A 17,373-nucleotide genomic window follows, 5' to 3' on the forward strand; every position below is an offset into this window, starting at 1 on the left:
GCGGTTTCCCGGGGTCGCCACCGGCGCAACCGGCCGGTCGGCGTGTCGGGCTTGCGCGCGGCGGTGTGCGCCTCCCCCTGCCGGGCACGGCGCGGGGCCCGGGCGACGCGCGCCCGGGCCCCGCGGCGGGACCGACCGGTCGACTCAGGTCATGTTGGCGAGGAACTCGCTGTAGAAGAGGCCGAGCGCGATGGCCACGCCGATGCCGGCGATGATCCAGAACCGGACCACGATGTTGACCTCGCTCCAGCCGGCGAGCTCGAAGTGGTGCTGCAGCGGCGACATCCGGAACACCCGCTTGCCGGTGGTACGGAACGAGATGATCTGGATCACCACGGACATCGTGATGATCACGAAGAGGCCGCCGATGATCGGCAGCAGCAGAATCGTCCGGGTGGACATCGCCATGCCGGCGATCAGGCCGCCGAGGCCCAGGGCCCCGGTGTCGCCCATGAAGATCCGTGCCGGCGAGGTGTTCCACCACAGGAAGCCGACGCAGGCGCCGGCCGCCGCGCCGGCGATCAGCGCGATCTCCAGCGGGTCCCGGACCGTGTAGCAGTAGTCCTGGGTGTAGTTCGGGTCGGCGCACCAGTGCCGGTACTGCCAGAACGCGATCAGCGCGTACGCCGCGAGGACCATCACCGAGGCCCCGGTGGCCAGGCCGTCGAGGCCGTCCGTGAGGTTGACGCCGTTGGTGGCGGCCATCACCACGAAGATGAAGATGACCACCGCGCCGATCTTGGTGACGTCCAGCGCCGGGATGTCCCGGATGAAGCTCAGCGTGGTGCTGCCCACGGTCTCGGTGTTGGTCACCGCGCCCGAGGCGTCGGTCATGGTGCTCGGGAAGTAGAGCGCCACCACCCCGAAGACCGCCCCGACCAGGATCTGGCCGAGCAGCTTGCCGCGCTTGTTGAGCCCGCCGCTGTGCCGCTTGCGCACCTTGAGGAAGTCGTCGATGAAGCCGACGGCGCCGGAGAAGACCATCAGCCCCAGCAGCACCAGGGCGGTGATCGTCGGCTCGACCTGGGCGATCTGCGCGTCCGGCAGGGTGGTCAGGGCCAGGTGACCGGCCACGTACGCGATGACCGTGGCGAGGATGAACACCACGCCGCCCATCGTCGGCGTGCCCTTCTTGCCCTCGTTGCTGGCGAGCCCGAGGTTTGATCGGATCGGCTGGCCGGCCTTCAGCCGGGCGAACACCTTGATCGCGATCGGGGTGCAGAAGAGCGAGATCAGGAAGGCCACCCCGACGGCGACGATGACCGCCCTCATGCAGTGCCGCCTTCGGTCGCGACCGCGGGGCCCGCGGGCCCACCCGTCGCGTCGGTGCTCCCCCCACCGGCGGCGTCGGCGCGCAGCGCGTCGGCCACCTCCCACGTGCGGTACCGGGAGCCCTTCACCAGGACGACGTCGCCCGGCCGTAACTCGCTCCGCAGCACCTCGACGGCCGCCGCCTGATCGGTGAGCAGCACCGACTCTCCTCCCCAGTCACCTACCGATGTCGCGCCTTCGTGGATCGGCGCGGCCGGCTCGCCCACCACGAGCAGCCGGTCGACGCCCAGCTCGGCCGCGAGCCGGCCGACCTCGGCGTGCCCGTCGCGTTCGAACGGGCCGAGTTCGGCCATGTAGCCGAGCACCGCGACGGTGCGCCGCTCCCGCCCGATGCCGGCCAGCGCGCGCAGCGCGACCGCCATGGAGGCGGGGTTGGCGTTGTACGAGTCGTCGATCACGGTCACCCCGTCGGCGCGTTCGAAGACGTCCATCCGACGGGTGGAAACCAGCCCCAGCGCGCCCAGCGCGATCGCCGTCTCGGCCAGCGGCATGCCCAGCTCGCGGGCCACCGCCGCGGCGGCGAGGGTGTTGGAGACCTGGTGCCGGCCGGTCAGCCCGAGCCGCACCGGCGCGGTCCCCTCCGGGGTTACCAGGGTGTACGCGGCGCGGCCCCGGTCGTCCAGCGTCACGTCCTCGGCCCGCACGTCGGCGTGTGCCGCCTCGCCGTAACGGATCACCCGGGCGACCGTACGCGAGGCCATCGCGTCGACCAGCGGGTCGTCGGCGTTCAGCACGGCCAGGCCGTCGGCGGGCAGCGCCTCGACCAGCTCCCCCTTGGCCAGCGCGATCGTCTCCACCGAGCCGAACTCGCCGATGTGCGCCACCCCGACGTTGAGCACCACGGAGATCCGCGGCGGCACCACGTCGCACAGGTAGCGCACGTGCCCCACCCCCCGGGCGCCCTTCTCCATCACCAGGTAGCGGGTCTCCGGCCCGGCCTGCAACGCCGTGTACGGGTGCCCCAGCTCGTTGTTGAACGAGCCGGGCGGGGCGACCGTCGGGCCGAGCCGCGCGGCGAGCTGGGCGATCAGGTCCTTGGTGGTGGTCTTGCCGGAGGATCCGGTCAGCCCGATCACGGTGAGCCCCGGCAGCCGGTCGACCACCTCGCGGGCCAGCCGGCCCATCGCCGCCAGCGCGTCGTCGACCAGCACCATCGGCACGCCGGGCACCTCGCGGGTGCCGAGCACCGCGACCGCGCCGGCCTCCACCGCGGCGGCGGCGTAGTCGTGCCCGTCCACCTTCTCGCCGGGGAAGGCCACGAAGAGCGCGCCCTGGCGCACCTTGCGGGAGTCGAACTCGACCGGGCCGGTGACCGTGGCGTCCGGGTCGGCGGCGGCGAGCCGCCCGTCGACCGCCGAGGCGACCTCGGCCAGGCTGAGCGCGATCACCGCTGACCCGCCGGGTCGGCGAACCGGGCGCGCAGCGCGTCGGCCAGCTCGGTGCGGTCGTCGAACGGGTGCACCTCGCCGCCGATCTCCTGCCCGCGTTCGTGGCCCTTGCCGAGCACCGCGACGACGTCGCCCGGCTCGGCCAGCCGGACCGCCGCGTCGATGGCGGCCCGGCGGTCGGGCACCTCCTCGACCCGGGCGGCCGTGCCGGCCCGGCGGGCGCCGGCGAGCACCTCGGCGCGGATGGCCGCCGGGTCCTCCGTACGCGGGTTGTCGTCGGTCACCAGCACCACGTCCGCTCCCTCCGCCGCGGCGGCGCCCATCACCGGCCGCTTGCCCCGGTCGCGGTCACCGCCGGCGCCGATGACGCAGATCAGCCGGCCGGCGCCGAACTCCCGCAGCGCGGCCAGCGCGGCGACGATCGCGTCCGCCTTGTGCGCGTAGTCGACCACACCGCGCACCGGCCCGGGGGCGGCCACCAGCTCCAGCCGGCCGGGCACCCCGCCGCAGGCGGCCACGCCGGCGGCGGCGGTCTTCGCGTCCACCCCGGCGGCGACCAGGACGGCGATGGCCAGCAGGGCGTTGGCCACGTTGTGCCGCCCCGGCAGCGCCACCCCGGCCGGCAGGGTCAGCCCGTCCGGGCCGTGCACCGTGAAGCGCTGCGCGTACCCCTCGCCGCCGACCTCGTCGGCCCACCAGGTGGCGGTCGGGTCGCCGGCCGCGGAGTAGGTCACCGTCGCGGGCTTGTACAGGGGCTTCAGCGCCGGGTCGTCGTGGTTGAGCACCTCCACCGCGCAGCGCCCGTCGAACAGCTGCGCCTTCGCGGCGAAGTAGTCCGCCGAGTCGGCGTGGAAGTCCAGGTGGTCGGAACCGAAGTTGGTGTAGCCGCCGACGGTGAACCGGACGCCCCCGACCCGCCCCATCGCCAGGGCGTGGCTGGAGACCTCCATGACCACGGCGGTGACGCCGCGCTCGCGGGCGGCGGCCAGCATCGCGTGCAGGTCGGTCGCCTCGGGCGTGGTGCGCACGCTGTCGACCACCAGGTCGCCGAGGCGGGTCTCCACGGTGCCGATCAGGCCGGTGGTGTGGCCGGCGGCGCGCAGGCCCGACTCGACCAGGTAGGCGGTGGAGGTCTTGCCGGCCGTGCCGGTCACCCCGATCACCGTCAGCCCCTCGGTCGGGTCGCCGTAGACGGCCGAGGCGAGGGCGCCCAGCACCGCGCGCGGATCGGCGACCACCATCGCCGGCAGGCCCGCCTCGGCCGCGGCCGGGGCGCCCGCCGGGTCGGTCAGCACCGCCACCGCGCCGGACGCCGCCGCGCCGGCGGCGAACTCCGCGCCGTGCCGGCGGGCACCCGGCAGGGCGGCGTACAGGTCGCCGGGGCGGACCTCCTGGCTGGCGTGGGTCACCCCGGTCACCACCAGCTCGGCGGCCCCCTCCGGGGGCTCGACGGCGAGCCGGGCGGCGAGGTCGCCGAGCCGGGTGCCGATCACGGTACGGGGACGAGGATTGCCGGGCACGGCGTCAGACCCTACCCGGTCGTCCGGTTCCGGCCGCACAGCCGCCCCGGTGGTTCGTCCGCACCCACCGATGATGTCCCGGCGTGACCGCTCAGCGCGGATAGACCGTGAACTTCGGGGCCTTCTCCCCACTCGGCGGCACGCCGTAGTGACGCAGCGTGAACTGCATCATCTCCCGGAACGCCGGCGCGGCGATGTCCCCGCCGCCGCCGGCGGGCGTGTGCGCGAAGACCGCGATCACGTAGCGGGGATTCTCGGCCGGGGCCATGCCGATGAACGAGGCCACCTCGCCGGGCTGCTTGCGCCCGTCGACCAGCCGCCAGCCGGTGCCGGTCTTGCCGGCGACCCGCCACTCCGGGATCGCGGCGGCCCGGCCGGTGCCGTCCTCGACGGTGGTCACCGCCTCCAGGATGGTGCGCAGGGCGGCGGCGTTCTCCGGGCTGAGCACCGACCGGGTGACCGGGGGCTCGGTCGGGGTGGACTTCCCGTCCGGCCCGATGACCGCCTTGACCAGGCGCGGCTGGACGTACGTGCCGTTGTTGGCGATCGTCGCGTAGACGGCGGCCATCTGCAGCGGCGTGGCGTCGACGCTGTGCCCGATCGGCACCGACCCGTACGACGACCCGCTCCACTCGTCGGCCGGCAGCAGCCGCCCGCTGGCCTCGCCGGGCATGCCGACCCCGGTCGGCTCGCCGAGACCGAACCGCTTCTGGTAGTCGATCAGGCGTTCCGGGCCGAGCTTGTCGGCGATCTGGATGGTGCCGACGTTCGACGAGTACGCCATCATGCCGGGCAGGCTCATCCGGCGGCCGCCGGCCGGGTGGGTGTCGGCGAACCAGGTGTCGCCCATGCGGATCGCGTTCGGGATCGGCAGCGTGGTGTCGGGGGTGATCACCCGCTCCTGGAGCGCGGCGCCGAAGGTGACCGCCTTGTGCACCGAGCCGGGGTCGACCACGAAGCTGGTGGCGGCGTCCTCGCGGTCGGTCGGGTCGCTCGGCACGGGCTTCGCCGCGTTGTAGGTGGGGTGGCTGGCCTGGGACAGCACCTCGCCGGAGGGGATCTCGATGACCACGGCCGCGCCGGTGCTGCCCTTGCTCTTGGCCATGTGCCGGGCCAGTATCCGCTGTGTCATGAACTGGAGGTCGCGGTCGACGGTGAGCTGCAGGGAGCTGCCCGGCTTGGCCTTCGTCGTCTCGCTGTAGCCGCCGGGAATCGGGGCGGCCAGGTCGCCGAGGCCGACCTCGTAGACGCGCTTGCCGTCCTCGCCGCGCAGCACGTCGTCGTAGCGGGCCTCCAGCCCCTCCAGCCCGACCATGTCCTGGCTGGTGAAACCGAGCAGGTTGGCGGCGAGGTCGCCGCCGGGCACCTCGCGCCGCTCGTCGCGGTGGGTGCCGATGCCGGGCAGCTCCAGCGCGGTGATCTGCCGGGCCCGGTCGATGTCCACCCCCCGGGCCAGGTACTCGAACTCGGAGTCGGCGCCGTTGATCCGCTTGCGCGGCTTCATCTTCTCGGCCAGCTTGGAGGCCGGGATGCCGAGCAGCGGGGAGAGCGCCTTCGCGGTGCCCTGGATGTCCTTGACCCGGGTCGGGTCGGCGTAGACGTACCGCGCCTCGACGCTGTGCGCCAGCGGGGCGCCGTCCCGGTCGTAGATCGCCCCCCGCGCCGCCGGCAGGGTGACGGTGCGCAGCCGGTCGGCCACGCCGCCGCCCGCGTACGCCGGGGTGTCCACGGCCTGGAGGACGACCAACCGGATGCCGATGACGGCGAACAACGCCAGGGCCAGCACGGTGCCCAGCCGCAGCCGGCGGCGGGGATCGGCCAGCCGCGGCGGCTTCGGCGGCTTGCGCGACGGTCGCCGGGCGGCCGGGCGGTCCGGCCGGCGCGGCGCGCGGCGGGGTGCCGGCGGATCGTCGTCGGGGCGCGGGCCGCGCGGGGTGACGGTGCGGACGACGCCGGAGCGGCCCGCCGCCTCCCGACGGCCGGTCCGGCCGGCGCCCGCGCGCCCGCCGTCGAGCACCTGGAGCGCGGGGCGGAACGGGTCGGCGGAGCGGGTGCTGCGCGGGGTCCGGCGCTGCTCGGCGCGGCCGGCGGCGTCGTCGCGCTCGCCCCGGGCGCCAGCGCGCTGCTCCCGGACGGTGCGGCCCCGCGGGGTGTACGCCCGCGCGTCGGAGATGCCACCGGCCCCCGGCTCGCCGGAACGCCGCTCGGCGCCCCGGCCACCGACCTCGCGGGACGAACCGCGCCGGGAGCCCGTGGCGTCCCGGCGCGGTTCCTCCGATCTCGGTGGCACGGTCGTCAGCCTCCCGCGCCCTGCTGGCTGGTGATCGACGGTTGACCGTCGGCCGGCTGCGGCACACCGATCACCTTGCCGTCGGGCAGCCGGATGTAGGCCGGCTCACCCGCCTCCACCAGGCCGAGCCGGCGGGCCTGGGCCTCCAGGTTGCCCGGGGCCTCCGCGTCGGCGATCTGCTTGTTGAGCTGCTGCTGCTCCAGGTCGAGCTTGGCCTGCTGCTCCTGGAGCTTCTCCAGCCGGAAGGCGTTCTCGTTGATCTTCGTGTTGACCAGCAGGATGCCGAGCACCCCGCCGACCACCAGCACCAGCACCAGCGCCGCGAACGGCGCCCGCGGCACCTTCACCGGCGGCGGCGGCGCCACCCGCAGCCGGGGCGGGCGCGCCGCGGTGGCGCCGCCCCGCTCGGCCGGCCGCAGCGCGGCACTGCCCTGCGTCGGGAACTCGCGCGCCCCCCGGGCGCGAGTCTCCTCCAGCCGGCTCGTCCGGTCCGCCTTCGGCGTGCCGGTCCCGGTGCGCGTGGCCCGCTCCGCCGCGATCCGGCCCCCCGACCGCGGTGCGCGCTGCCCGCCGCCGGTCACGTCCCGGCGGTCGCGCTTGTCATTCGTCATGTCCCTCCCCCTCTTCGTCCGTCCCTGTCCCGTCCCCCGGGGTCCCTCGGATCCGTCTCGGACCCGGCGGACCCCGCCCCCGGTTGGTGCATCGCCTTGACCCGCCGGCGGTACCGTTCGCGGTCGGTACGCCCCTGCTGCGCCGCGTCCGGGTCGAGCCGCTCCGCGGCCCGCAGGCGCACCGAGGCGGCCCGCGGGTTCGCGGCGACCTCCCGCTCCCCGGGCAGTTCGGCGCCCCGGCTCAGCAGCCGGAACGTCGGACCCGACCCGGGTAGTTCGACCGGGAGGTCGACCGGGCCCTTGCTACGGACCCGGTCGGCGAGCGCCGCCTTGGTCAGCCGGTCCTCCAGCGAGTGGTAGGACAGGACCACCATGCGGCCGCCCACGTTGAGCTTGTCGAGCGCGGCCGGCAGCGCCGTCTCCAGCGCTGCCAGCTCCTTGTTTACCTCGATCCGTAAAGCCTGAAACGTTCTCTTTGCCGGGTGTCCCCCGGTTCGTCTGGCTGGTGCCGGAATGGACTCCCGCACCAGCTCCGCCAGCCGCGCCGACGAGGTGATCCGGGCCCGCTCGCGCTCCCGGATGATCGCCGAGGCGATCCGGCCGGCGAACTTCTCCTCGCCGTAGACCCGCAGCACGCGGGCCAGGTCCGGGTGGGAGTAGGTGTTGACCACCTCCTCGGCGGTCACCCCCCGGGTCTGGTCCATCCGCATGTCCAGCGGGGCGTCCTGCGCGTACGCGAACCCGCGGTCGGGCGCGTCGAGTTGCAGCGACGAGACCCCCAGGTCGAACAGGATCCCGTCGATCCCCGGGTAGCCGAGCCGGTCGAGCACCTCGGGCAGCTCGTCGTAGACCGCGTGTTCCAGGTGGACGCGGTCGGCGAAGCGGGCCAACCGGACGCGCGCGTGGGCGAGCGCCTCCGTGTCCCGGTCCAGCCCGATGAGCACCGTCTCCGGATGCGCCTCCAGCACCGCCTCGGCGTGCCCGGCCAGGCCCAGCGTCGCGTCGACATGGACCGTCCGCCCGCCCCGGCCCAGCGCGGGGGCCAGCAACTCGAGACACCGCTCGAGCAGCACCGGCACGTGCGTGCCGCGTAGCTCCCCCATGTCGACCCCCACTGGTTGAACCTCGTCCTTCATGTGCCTGTCGTCGGACGACGCTGTGCCGTCGTACCGCCAGATCCCCATCCGCTCCCGCCCGCCGGAGGCCGCGGCCCTCCCATCGGATCGTGCGCCTGGCACCGGGGAAGGGGTGCCAGGAACTCGAAAGCGGGTGGAGATCTCGCAGTACGTCGGGCGTCGTCACGCCCTACAGACCGCCGGGCAGCACCCCCTCCTCGATGTCGGCGAAGTCGTCTTCGCTCTCCGCGAGGTAGTTCTCCCAGGCCGCCCTGTCCCAGATCTCCACCCGGGTGCTCGCGCCGATCACGACCAGGTCCCGCTCGAGGGCGGCGTACGACCTCAGGTGGGCCGGGATCGTCACCCGGCCCTGCTTGTCGGGCACCTCGTCGTGGGCGCTGGCGAAGAAGACCCGGCTGTAGGCCCGGGCCGCCTTGTGTGTCATCGGCTGCACGCGCAACTGCTCCGCGATCCGCTGGAACTCGGGCATCGGGAAGACGTAGAGGCAGCGCTCCTGCCCTTTGGTGATCACGACACCCCCCGCCAGCTCGTCCCGGAACTTCGCCGGAAGGATCAACCGGCCTTTGTCGTCGAGGCGCGGGGTGTGGGTGCCGAGAAACATCGGCCCAACCCCCTCGCCCTTGAGCGGCGTTCGCGGCGCCGCTGACCCCCCGGGCCGGTGGGCCCTCCCGGCCTCACCATCGCGCCCCACTCTACTCCACTTCCCTCCACCCGCAACCAGAAACGCCCGCGTGGCGCGCCCTTCCGCCGCGCGAAACCGCACGTCAGAGGGGGTGGAGCGGAGTGGAGGGCCGGACGGCCCCCCGGAGCCGGTCCGCTTTCCGACATAGATCGACTCCGTCCGGCTGAGCGTGATCCGGCCACCCCGCCGGACCGCCCCGGCCGAACGGTTCGCCCTCGGCGGCGATCTGGTGGGCCCGCCGGTCCGGTAACCTCGCTCGGGTGACGGACGCGAAGATGCCCCTGCGGGCGAAGGTGGCCAGCTCGGTGTCGCGGACCGCCGCGGCGCTGTCGCGGGCCGCGGGCCGCGGCGACGGCTCGGTGATCGGCGGCTGGATCGGCCTGAAGATCGATCCCGACCTGCTGGCCCACCTGTCGGCCGGGCGCGCCATCGCCCTGGTCTCCGGCACCAACGGCAAGACGACCACCACCCGGCTGACCGCCGCGGCGGTCGGGGTGCTCGGCCGGGTCGCCACCAACTCCTTCGGCGCCAACATGCCGACCGGGCACACCTCCGCGCTGGCCAAGGCCGGCAGCACCCCCTACGCCGTGCTGGAGGTCGACGAGCACTACCTGGCCCAGGTGCTGGAGGCCACCGAGCCGCACGTGGTGGCGCTGCTCAACCTCTCCCGCGACCAGCTCGACCGGGCCAAGGAGGTCGCCATGATGGCGCAGCTCTGGCGCGCCGCACTGGTCCGGCACACCGACGTCCGCATCGTCGCCAACGCCGACGACCCGATGGTGGTGTGGGCCGCGACGCCGCCGCCCAACCACGACCACCGCATCGCCCCGCCCCAGGTCACCTGGTTCAGCGCCGGGCAGCGCTGGCACGACGACTCGTGGGTCTGCCCCGAGTGCGGCTCGACCATCCAGCGCTCCGGCGAGCAGTGGTGGTGCAGCGGCTGCCCGCTGCGCCGGCCCCAGCCGCAGTGGACGGTGGAGGACGACGGCGTGCTCGACCCGACCGGCGCCTGGCACAAGGTCAAGCTCCAGCTTCCCGGCAAGGTCAACCTCGGCAACGCCGCCACCGCGCTGGCCGTCGCCGCCGAGTTCGGCGTCCGGCCGGTGGACGCGGTGCTCCAGCTCGGCACCGTCACCTCCGTCGCCGGCCGCTACGCCCAGGTCGACCGGGACGGGCGCAACATCCGGCTGCTGCTGGCGAAGAACCCGGCCAGCTGGCTGGAGGCGTTCGACATGGCCGACGAGGCGCCGACCCTGCTCTCCATCAACGCCCGCGACCCCGACGGGCTCGACACCTCCTGGCTGTTCGACGTCGACTTCGCCCCGCTGCGCGGCCGGCAGGTGCTGATCACCGGCGACCGCGCGTACGACCTGGCGGTCCGGCTGGAGGTCAACGACGTGCCGTTCCAGCACGTGCGGACGTTCCACGACGCCGTCCGGGCGGTGCCTCCGGGCCGCCTGGAGGTCATCGCGAACTACACCGCGTTCCAGGACATCCGAGCGGAGTTGGACCGTGTCAACTGAGAGCCTGCGTATCGTCTGGATCTACCCCGACCTGCTCTCCACCTACGGCGACCGGGGCAACGCCCTGATCCTCGCCCGCCGGGCGCGGCAGCGCGGGTTCCCGGTCGAGGTGCTGGAGGTCCGCTCCGACCAGCGCCTCCCCGCCACCGCCGACATCTACCTCATCGGCGGCGGTGAGGACGGTCCGCAGGCGCTCGGCGCGCAACGGCTGCTCGCCGACGGCGGCCTGCACCGGGCCGTCGCCCAGGGCTCGGTCGTGTTCGGGGTCTGCGCCGGCTACCAACTCCTCGGCACGTCCTTCTTCGCCAAGGGCACCCGGTGCGCCGGGCTGGAGCTGCTCGACCTCTCCTCCGACCGCGGGCCGACCCGGGCCGTCGGGGAGCTGGCCGGCGACATCGACCCGCGGCTGGGCGTGCCGGCGCTGACCGGGTTCGAGAACCACGGCGGTCGCACCCACCTCGGCCCCGGGGTCTCCCCGCTGGCCCGGGTGACCGCCGGGGTCGGCAACGACGGCGCCACCGAGGGGGCGTGGCGGGGCAAGCTGCTCGGCACGTATTCGCACGGCCCGGCCCTGGCCCGCAACCCCGCCCTGGCGGACCTGCTGCTGCGCTGGGCCACCGGCGTGCACCAGCTCCCGCCGCTCGACGACACCTGGACGGACCGGCTCCGCGCCGAGCGCCGCGCCGCGGTGGCCGCCGCCGCCCGGGCATGAACCCGGCCGTCCGGCGGCTGCTGCGGCAGCGGTCGGCCGCCCGGTTCGCGCTGCTGCTGATCCTGCTCGCCACGTTCGGGGCGGCGCTGCTCGTCGTACCCCTGCCGGAGGTCGGGGAGCTGCCCCGGCTGGCCGACCGGCTGGGCGACCTCGCCCCCGTGGCAGCGGTCGTCGGCGGGGCGCTGCTGCTGGTGGCGCTCGTCCCCCGGACCTTCATCACGCTCGCCTCGGGGGCGATCTTCGGCGCGCTGGAGGGCGCCGCGTACGCGCTGGGCGCGGCGCTGCTGGCGGCGGCGCTGGGCTTCACGGTCGGCCGCCTGCTCGGACGGGAGTTCGTCGCCGAACGGGTGCGGGGCCGGCTGGCCCGCCTCGACGGCTGGTTCGCCCGGCAGAGCGTCCTCGGCGTGGTCACCGTACGGCTGCTGCCGATCGCGGGCTTCGGCCTGGTCAGCTACGGCTACGGCACCACCGGTGCCCGGGTGCTGCCGTTCCTGGCGGGCAGCGTGATCGCCTCCGTCCCCACCGCCTTCGGGTACGCGGCCGTGGGCGCGGCGGCCGCCTCCCCGGGCGACGTCAACTGGTTCGCCGCCGCTCCCGCCGCGCTCGGCCTGGTCGCCAGCGCGGTGCTGATCCGCCGCTGGTGGCGCGCCGAGCGGCAGCGCCGGCTCACTGCGGGCTGAGGCCCGCCGTGCCGAGCCGACCCTTCTCCTCCCCCGACCCGGGCCGCCCCGACCGGCGCGGGGACCAGGGCGAGGAGCGGCTCTCCGGGGGCTTCATCGCCGAGGTCGTCCGCGTCGGCGACACCGTCCGGCGTACGCCGCCGCAGAACGCCGACTTCGTCGCCGCGCTGCTGCGGCACCTGGAGCGGGTGGGCGCGGACGTCGCGCCCCGCCACCTCGGCACCGACGAGCAGGGCCGGCAGGTGCTCAGCCACGTCGACGGCCGGGTGCCGTGGCGGGACCGGGAGGACCCGGCGTACTTCGCGGACCCGGCGTTGACCATGCTGGCGGCGCTGGTCCGGCGGTTGCACGACGCGTGCGCCGGCAGTTCGCTCGCCGGGGACGCCGAGACGGTCTGCCACCGCGACCTGTCCCCGAAGAACACGGTGTACCGCGACTCTTCCGCCGGCCCGCTGCCGGTGGCGCTGCTCGACTGGGACCTGGCCGGTCCCGGCCGGCGGATTGAGGACGTGGCCTTCGCCGCCTGGCACTGGGCGGAGCTGGGGCCGGGCGGCGACCCGGCGGAGCTGGGCCGGCGCGCCCGGCTGCTCTGCGACGCCTACGAGGCGGCCGGCCCGCGGCCGCTCGCGCTGCCCCGCGCCGACCTCGTGGACGTGATGCTCGACCAGCTCGACGGGACCTGGCGCGGTATCGCGGCCGGAGCGGACCGGGGTGACCCGGGCATGCGGCGGCTCCGCGCGGCGGGCGCCGCCGACGCGGTACGCGGCTGGCACGACTGGCTGGCCGACCAGCGTGAAACGGTGACGGCCGCCCTGCGCTGACTGCCCCCAAGCCCGCACGCCGCGCACCCCGTCGAGCTGCCAAGGGATGGGGCGGCCGGGCGGGGTGCGCACCCCGGACCACGCCCGCCGTTCCGCCCGGGCGTGCCCCGACCGGACGCCAGGGCACGCAAGGAAGGGACCCTTCCTATGCAAAAAGCGATAGGAGGGGGCCCTTCCTTGCGCCGGTCAGACGACGACGGAGACCGCGCGGCCCTTGACCACGATGACCTTGCGGGGCTCCCTGCCGGCCAGGGACGACGCGACCGCCTCCAGGGCCGCCGCGCGGACGGTCTCCTCGGAAGCGTCGGCGGGGACCTCGACCCGGCCCCGCACCTTGCCGTTGATCTGCACCGGGTAGGTCACCGTCTCGGCCACCAGCAGCGCCGGGTCGGCGGTCGGGAAGTCCGCGTACGTCAGGGAGGTGTCGTGCCCCAGCCGGCGCCACAGTTCCTCGGCGATGTGCGGGGCGAACGGCGCCACCATCAGCACCAGTGGTTCGGCCACCTCGCGCGGGGTCTCCGCCAGTCGGGTCAGCCCGTTGGTCAGCTCGATCAGCTTGGCGATCGCGGTGTTGAACCGGATCGCCTCCATGTCGCCGCGGACCCCGTCGACGGCCTTGTGCAGCAGCCGCCGCGTCGCGTCGTCGGCGGGCGCGTCGGTGACCCGCAGCGCACCGGTCTGCTCGTCGACGACCGCCCGCCAGACCCGCTGCAGGAAGCGGTACGAGCCGACCACCGCCCGGGTCTCCCACGGGCGGGACACCTCCAGCGGGCCCATCGACATCTCGTAGACCCGGAAGGTGTCCGCGCCGTACGCGGCACACATCTCGTCCGGGGTGACCACGTTCTTCAGGGACTTGCCCATCTTGCCGTACTCGCGCTTGACGGCCGTGTCGCCCAGGTAGAAGCCGCCGTCGCGCTCGGTCACGTCCTCGGCCGGCACGTAGGCCCCCCGGGCGTCGGTGTACGCGTACGCCTGGATGTAGCCCTGGTTGAACAGCTTGCGGAACGGCTCGAACGACGAGACGTGGCCCAGGTCGTACAGCACCTTGTGCCAGAACCGGGCGTACAGCAGGTGCAGCACGGCGTGCTCGGCGCCGCCGACGTACAGGTCGGTGCCCCCGCAGTCGCCCTCGCCGCGCGGCCCCATCCAGTACCGCTCGTTCTCCGCGTCGACGAACCGCTCCGAGTTGGTCGGGTCCAGGTAGCGCAGCTCGTACCAGCAGGAGCCGGCCCACTGCGGCATCACGTTGGTCTCGCGGGTGTAGCGCTTCGGACCGTCGCCCAGGTCCAGCTCCACCTCGACCCAGTCGCGCCGGCGCGACAGCGGGGTCTCCGGGTTGCTGTCGGCGTCCTCCGGGTCGAACGTCCGTGGCGAGAAGTCGTCCACCTCGGGCAGCTCGACCGGCAGCATCTCCTCCGGCAGCGCGATGGCGGCACCGGTCTCGTCGTACACGATCGGGAACGGCTCGCCCCAGTAACGCTGCCGGGAGAACAGCCAGTCGCGCAGCCGGTAGGTCACCGCGCCGCTGCCGTGCCCGTTGGCCTCCAGCCACTCGATGATCCGGGCCTTGGCGTCGGCGACCCCCAGGCCGTCCAGGTCCAGGCCGCGGTCGGGCGCGGCGCTGTTGACCGCCGGGCCGTCCCCGGTGTACGCCTTGCCGTCGAAGCCCTCCGACGGCTGCACGGTGCGCACGATCGGCAGGTCGAAGACCTCGGCGAACGCCCAGTCCCGCTCGTCCTGGGCGGGCACCGCCATGATCGCGCCGGTGCCGTAGCCGGCCAGCACGTAGTCCGCGATGAAGATCGGGATCTGCGCGCCGTTCGCCGGGTTGGTGGCGTACGCCCCGACGAAGACGCCGGTCTTCTCCTTCGTGTCGGCCTGCCGCTCGACGTCGGTCTTGGCCGCGGCCGCCTTGCGGTACGCCTCCACGGCCGCCCGCGGGTTGGCGTGCCCGCCGGTCCAGGCGTCCTTCGTCCCCTCCGGCCAGGCGGCCGGCACCAGCGCGTCGACCAGCTCGTGCTCGGGCGCCAGCACCATGTAGGTCGCGCCGAAGATCGTGTCCGGCCGGGTGGTGAAGACCTTGATGCGGGCTTCGCCCGCAGAACCGGAATCATCGGTCGAGGCCGCGAACTCGATGTGCGCGCCGGTGGAGCGGCCGATCCAGTTGCGCTGCATCAGCTTGATCGGCTCGGGCCAGTCCAGCGTGTCCAGGTCGTCCAGCAGCCGGTCGCCGTACGCGGTGATCCGCATCATCCACTGCTTCAGGTTGCGCTTGAAGACCGGGAAGTTGCCCCGCTCGGAGCGGCCGTCGGCGGTGACCTCCTCGTTGGCCAGCACGGTGCCCAGCCCGGGGCACCAGTTGACCGGCGCCTGCGACACGTACGCCAGCCGGTGCTCGTCGACGACGGCCCGCCGCTCGGCGACGGACAGTTCCGCCCACGGCCGGCCGTCGGGCGTGGGCCGGTTGCCGCCCTCGAACTCGGCGATCAGCTCGGCGATCGGGCGCGCCCGCTTCGCCTCCGTGTCGTACCACGAGTTGAAGACCTGCAGGAAGATCCACTGGGTCCAGCGGTAGAAGTCGGTGTCGATGGTGGCCACCGAGCGTCGCTCGTCGTGGGCCAGGCCCAGCCGGCGCAGCTGCGCCTTGTAGCGCTCGATGTTGGCCACGGTGGTGGTCCGGGGGTGGGTGCCGGTCTGCACCGCGTACTGCTCGGCGGGCAGGCCGAACGCGTCGAAGCCCATCGCGTGCAGCACGTTCCGCCCCGCCATCCGCTGGTAGCGGGCGAAGCAGTCGGTGCCGATGTAGCCCAGCGGGTGCCCGACGTGCAGGCCGGCGCCCGACGGGTACGGGAACATGTCCAGCACGTACAGCTTCTCCGCCCCGGCCCGGGGGTGGCCGGGGTCGGCCAGCGGGCCGGTCGGGTTCGGGGCGTGGAAGGTGCCCTCCCGCGCCCAGACGTCCTGCCAGCGGTGCTCGATCTCCTCGGCCAGGGCCGCGGTGTACCGGAACGGGGGAATGTCGCCCGCCGCTGCTGCCTCACTCATGGCGTCTCCTCGCTTCGCTCGTCGCCGCCGGCCACGCCACGGCCGGGCTGGATGCTGACCTCGCTCGGCGCGGTCATGTCGGTATGGATCGGGTCTGCTCTCCCGGCGCGTCGTGCCGTCGGGGCCGGCGCCGGGGCCGACCGCCGGGGCGCCCGGCGGAGGGCACAAAAAAGCCCCTCGCGCAGGAGGGGCCGCCGTGCTGTCGCGCGTCAGCGCATCAGCACGGCCCGGTAAGGAGCAGGAAGAATCCGGCCATGACCGGGAGTGTACCCGCCGTCCGGTCCCGCACGCCGCCCGCTACCACGGGTCGGGACGCGGGCCCCGTCCGAAACGCCCCCGGGCGCGCCCTTCGTGATCATGGGCGGCACCCAGAGCGACGGGCGGATCCCCCGACCCGGCGAATATTCGGGGCGTAACCGACGGTCCACCTGCGGGGGTCGGCGACAGCGACAAACATGGTTAGCCTGAGAGACCAGTGAGATTCCTGCGGCAGACGAGGCTCGGCGCCGCGAACCCAACGGCGGGTCCAGCTGCTCTATACAGAGCTGCCGTCCGGCGACGAGGAGGAGGCCCGTGACACAACAGACCTGGGACGAGGTGGGCGGCCTGTTGCCGCACGACGAGTTCCGCGCCGCCAGCGAAGCCATCGTCTCGAACATCGAGCAGGTCATCGAGGGCAAGACCGCCACCGTGCGGCTCGCCCTGGCGGTGCTGCTCGCCGAGGGACACCTGCTCATCGAGGACGTGCCGGGCGTCGGCAAGACGAAGCTCGCCAAGGCCATGGCCCGCTCGATCGACTGCTCGGTGCGCCGCATCCAGTTCACCCCGGATCTGCTGCCCAGCGACGTCACCGGCGTCAGCGTCTACAACCAGGAGACGCACGACTTCGAGTTCCGTCCCGGCGCGGTCTTCGCCAACCTGGTCGTCGGCGACGAGATCAACCGCGCCTCGCCGAAGACCCAGTCCGCGCTGCTGGAGTGCATGGAGGAGCGGCAGGTCACCGTCGACGGCGTCACCTACCAGCTCCAGACGCCGTTCATGGTCGTCGCCACCCAGAACCCGATCGAGATGGAGGGCACCTACCCCCTCCCCGAGGCGCAGCGCGACCGGTTCACCGCCCGCATCGCCATGGGCTACCCCGACCCCGACGCGGAGCTGGCCATGCTCGACGGGCACGGCGCCACCGACCCGCTGGACGAGCTGCGGCCGGTCTCCGACGCCGACACGGTGCGGCAGCTCATCGCGCACGTCCGGCAGGTGCACGTCGCCGACGCCGTCAAGCAGTACGCGATCGACCTGGTCACCGCGACCCGGGAGGCCCCCGACCTGCGCCTCGGCGCCTCCCCGCGGGCCACCCTCCAGTTGCTGCGCACCGCCCGCGCGGTCGCCGCCCTGGAGGGGCGGGACTACGTCCTCCCCGACGACCTGCAGGCGCTGGCCGTGCCGGTGCTCGCGCACCGGATCATCCCGACCGCCGACGCCCAGCTGGCCCGGCGCACCACCGACGCGATCGTCTCCGAGCTGGTGCACCGGCTGCCGTTGCCGCACGACCGCAAGCGCTCCCCGTACGACACCCGACCGACGGGCGAGGGCAACGGCCGAGCCCCCTACGAGCCGCGGAGGCGGTGAC

Annotated in this window: 12 protein-coding genes and 1 pseudogene; 5 read left to right on the top strand and 8 right to left on the bottom strand. The window is 74.0% G+C overall.

Features of this window, described 5'->3' with window-relative positions; all coding sequences use genetic code 11:
• Positions 1-144: 144 nt before the first annotated feature.
• The 7 genes and pseudogenes from mraY to mraZ all read right to left on the bottom strand — a co-directional run bounded on the left by mraY (position 145) and on the right by mraZ (position 8,878).
• Positions 145-1,272: a phospho-N-acetylmuramoyl-pentapeptide-transferase gene (gene mraY, locus ACGF5C_RS14850; protein ID WP_357693294.1), complete on the bottom strand. Its 1,128-nt coding sequence runs from the start codon at positions 1,270-1,272 to the stop codon at positions 145-147.
• Positions 1,269-2,720, bottom strand: a complete 1,452-nt coding sequence (murF, locus tag ACGF5C_RS14855; protein ID WP_393301527.1) for a UDP-N-acetylmuramoyl-tripeptide--D-alanyl-D-alanine ligase — start codon at positions 2,718-2,720, stop codon at positions 1,269-1,271. Before murF ends, mraY begins: the two co-directional genes overlap by 4 nt.
• On the bottom strand, positions 2,717-4,279 hold the full coding sequence (locus tag ACGF5C_RS14860; protein WP_393301530.1) for a UDP-N-acetylmuramoyl-L-alanyl-D-glutamate--2,6-diaminopimelate ligase: 1,563 nt from the start codon (positions 4,277-4,279) through the stop codon (positions 2,717-2,719). The genes murF and ACGF5C_RS14860 overlap by 4 nt, the downstream gene beginning before the upstream one ends.
• A gap of 52 nt (positions 4,280-4,331) precedes the next feature.
• The gene (locus ACGF5C_RS14865) at positions 4,332-6,530 is read right to left on the bottom strand and encodes a peptidoglycan D,D-transpeptidase FtsI family protein (RefSeq protein WP_393301533.1); all 2,199 of its coding nucleotides are present in this window, start codon (positions 6,528-6,530) and stop codon (positions 4,332-4,334) included.
• Positions 6,531-6,535: 5 nt separating this feature from the next.
• Positions 6,536-7,141 carry a septum formation initiator family protein gene (locus ACGF5C_RS14870; RefSeq protein ID WP_393301536.1) on the bottom strand — a complete coding sequence of 202 codons (606 nt, stop codon included), beginning with the start codon at positions 7,139-7,141 and terminating at the stop codon, positions 6,536-6,538.
• A pseudogene (rsmH, locus tag ACGF5C_RS14875) lies at positions 7,131-8,244 on the bottom strand (16S rRNA (cytosine(1402)-N(4))-methyltransferase RsmH). The gene ACGF5C_RS14870 and the pseudogene rsmH overlap by 11 nt, the downstream one beginning before the upstream one ends.
• Before the next feature lie 202 nt (positions 8,245-8,446).
• The gene (gene mraZ, locus ACGF5C_RS14880) at positions 8,447-8,878 is read right to left on the bottom strand and encodes a division/cell wall cluster transcriptional repressor MraZ (protein WP_393301539.1); all 432 of its coding nucleotides are present in this window, start codon (positions 8,876-8,878) and stop codon (positions 8,447-8,449) included.
• Positions 8,879-9,234: 356 nt separating this feature from the next.
• Between mraZ and ACGF5C_RS14885 the strand changes: the two genes are divergently transcribed.
• From ACGF5C_RS14885 to ACGF5C_RS14900, 4 genes are read left to right on the top strand one after another with little or no spacing between them, the layout of a single operon-like run.
• A complete protein-coding gene (locus ACGF5C_RS14885; RefSeq protein ID WP_350712137.1) occupies positions 9,235-10,482 on the top strand; it encodes a MurT ligase domain-containing protein in 1,248 nt (415 codons plus the stop codon).
• A complete protein-coding gene (locus ACGF5C_RS14890) occupies positions 10,472-11,194 on the top strand; it encodes a type 1 glutamine amidotransferase (protein ID WP_393301542.1) in 723 nt (240 codons plus the stop codon). The genes ACGF5C_RS14885 and ACGF5C_RS14890 overlap by 11 nt, the downstream gene beginning before the upstream one ends.
• Positions 11,191-11,874, top strand: coding sequence for a TVP38/TMEM64 family protein (locus ACGF5C_RS14895; RefSeq protein ID WP_393301545.1), 684 nt, complete (start codon positions 11,191-11,193; stop codon positions 11,872-11,874). Before ACGF5C_RS14890 ends, ACGF5C_RS14895 begins: the two co-directional genes overlap by 4 nt.
• Positions 11,875-11,882: 8 nt before the next feature.
• Positions 11,883-12,695 (top strand): phosphotransferase, encoded by an 813-nt coding sequence (locus ACGF5C_RS14900; RefSeq protein WP_393301548.1) that lies wholly within the window; start codon positions 11,883-11,885, stop codon positions 12,693-12,695.
• 186 nt (positions 12,696-12,881) lie between these two features.
• Here the strand turns inward: ACGF5C_RS14900 and leuS are convergent, their stop codons facing one another.
• Positions 12,882-15,743 (bottom strand): leucine--tRNA ligase, encoded by a 2,862-nt coding sequence (gene leuS / locus ACGF5C_RS14905; RefSeq protein ID WP_393301551.1) that lies wholly within the window; start codon positions 15,741-15,743, stop codon positions 12,882-12,884.
• Between the two features lie 573 nt (positions 15,744-16,316).
• Between leuS and ACGF5C_RS14910 the strand changes: the two genes are divergently transcribed.
• Positions 16,317-17,372 carry an AAA family ATPase gene (locus ACGF5C_RS14910; protein ID WP_393301554.1) on the top strand — a complete coding sequence of 352 codons (1,056 nt, stop codon included), beginning with the start codon at positions 16,317-16,319 and terminating at the stop codon, positions 17,370-17,372.
• The last annotated feature ends 1 nt before the right edge of the window (position 17,373 follow it).

This window comes from Micromonospora sp. NPDC047620 (assembly GCF_043205005.1).
GTDB lineage: Bacteria > Actinomycetota > Actinomycetes > Mycobacteriales > Micromonosporaceae > Micromonospora.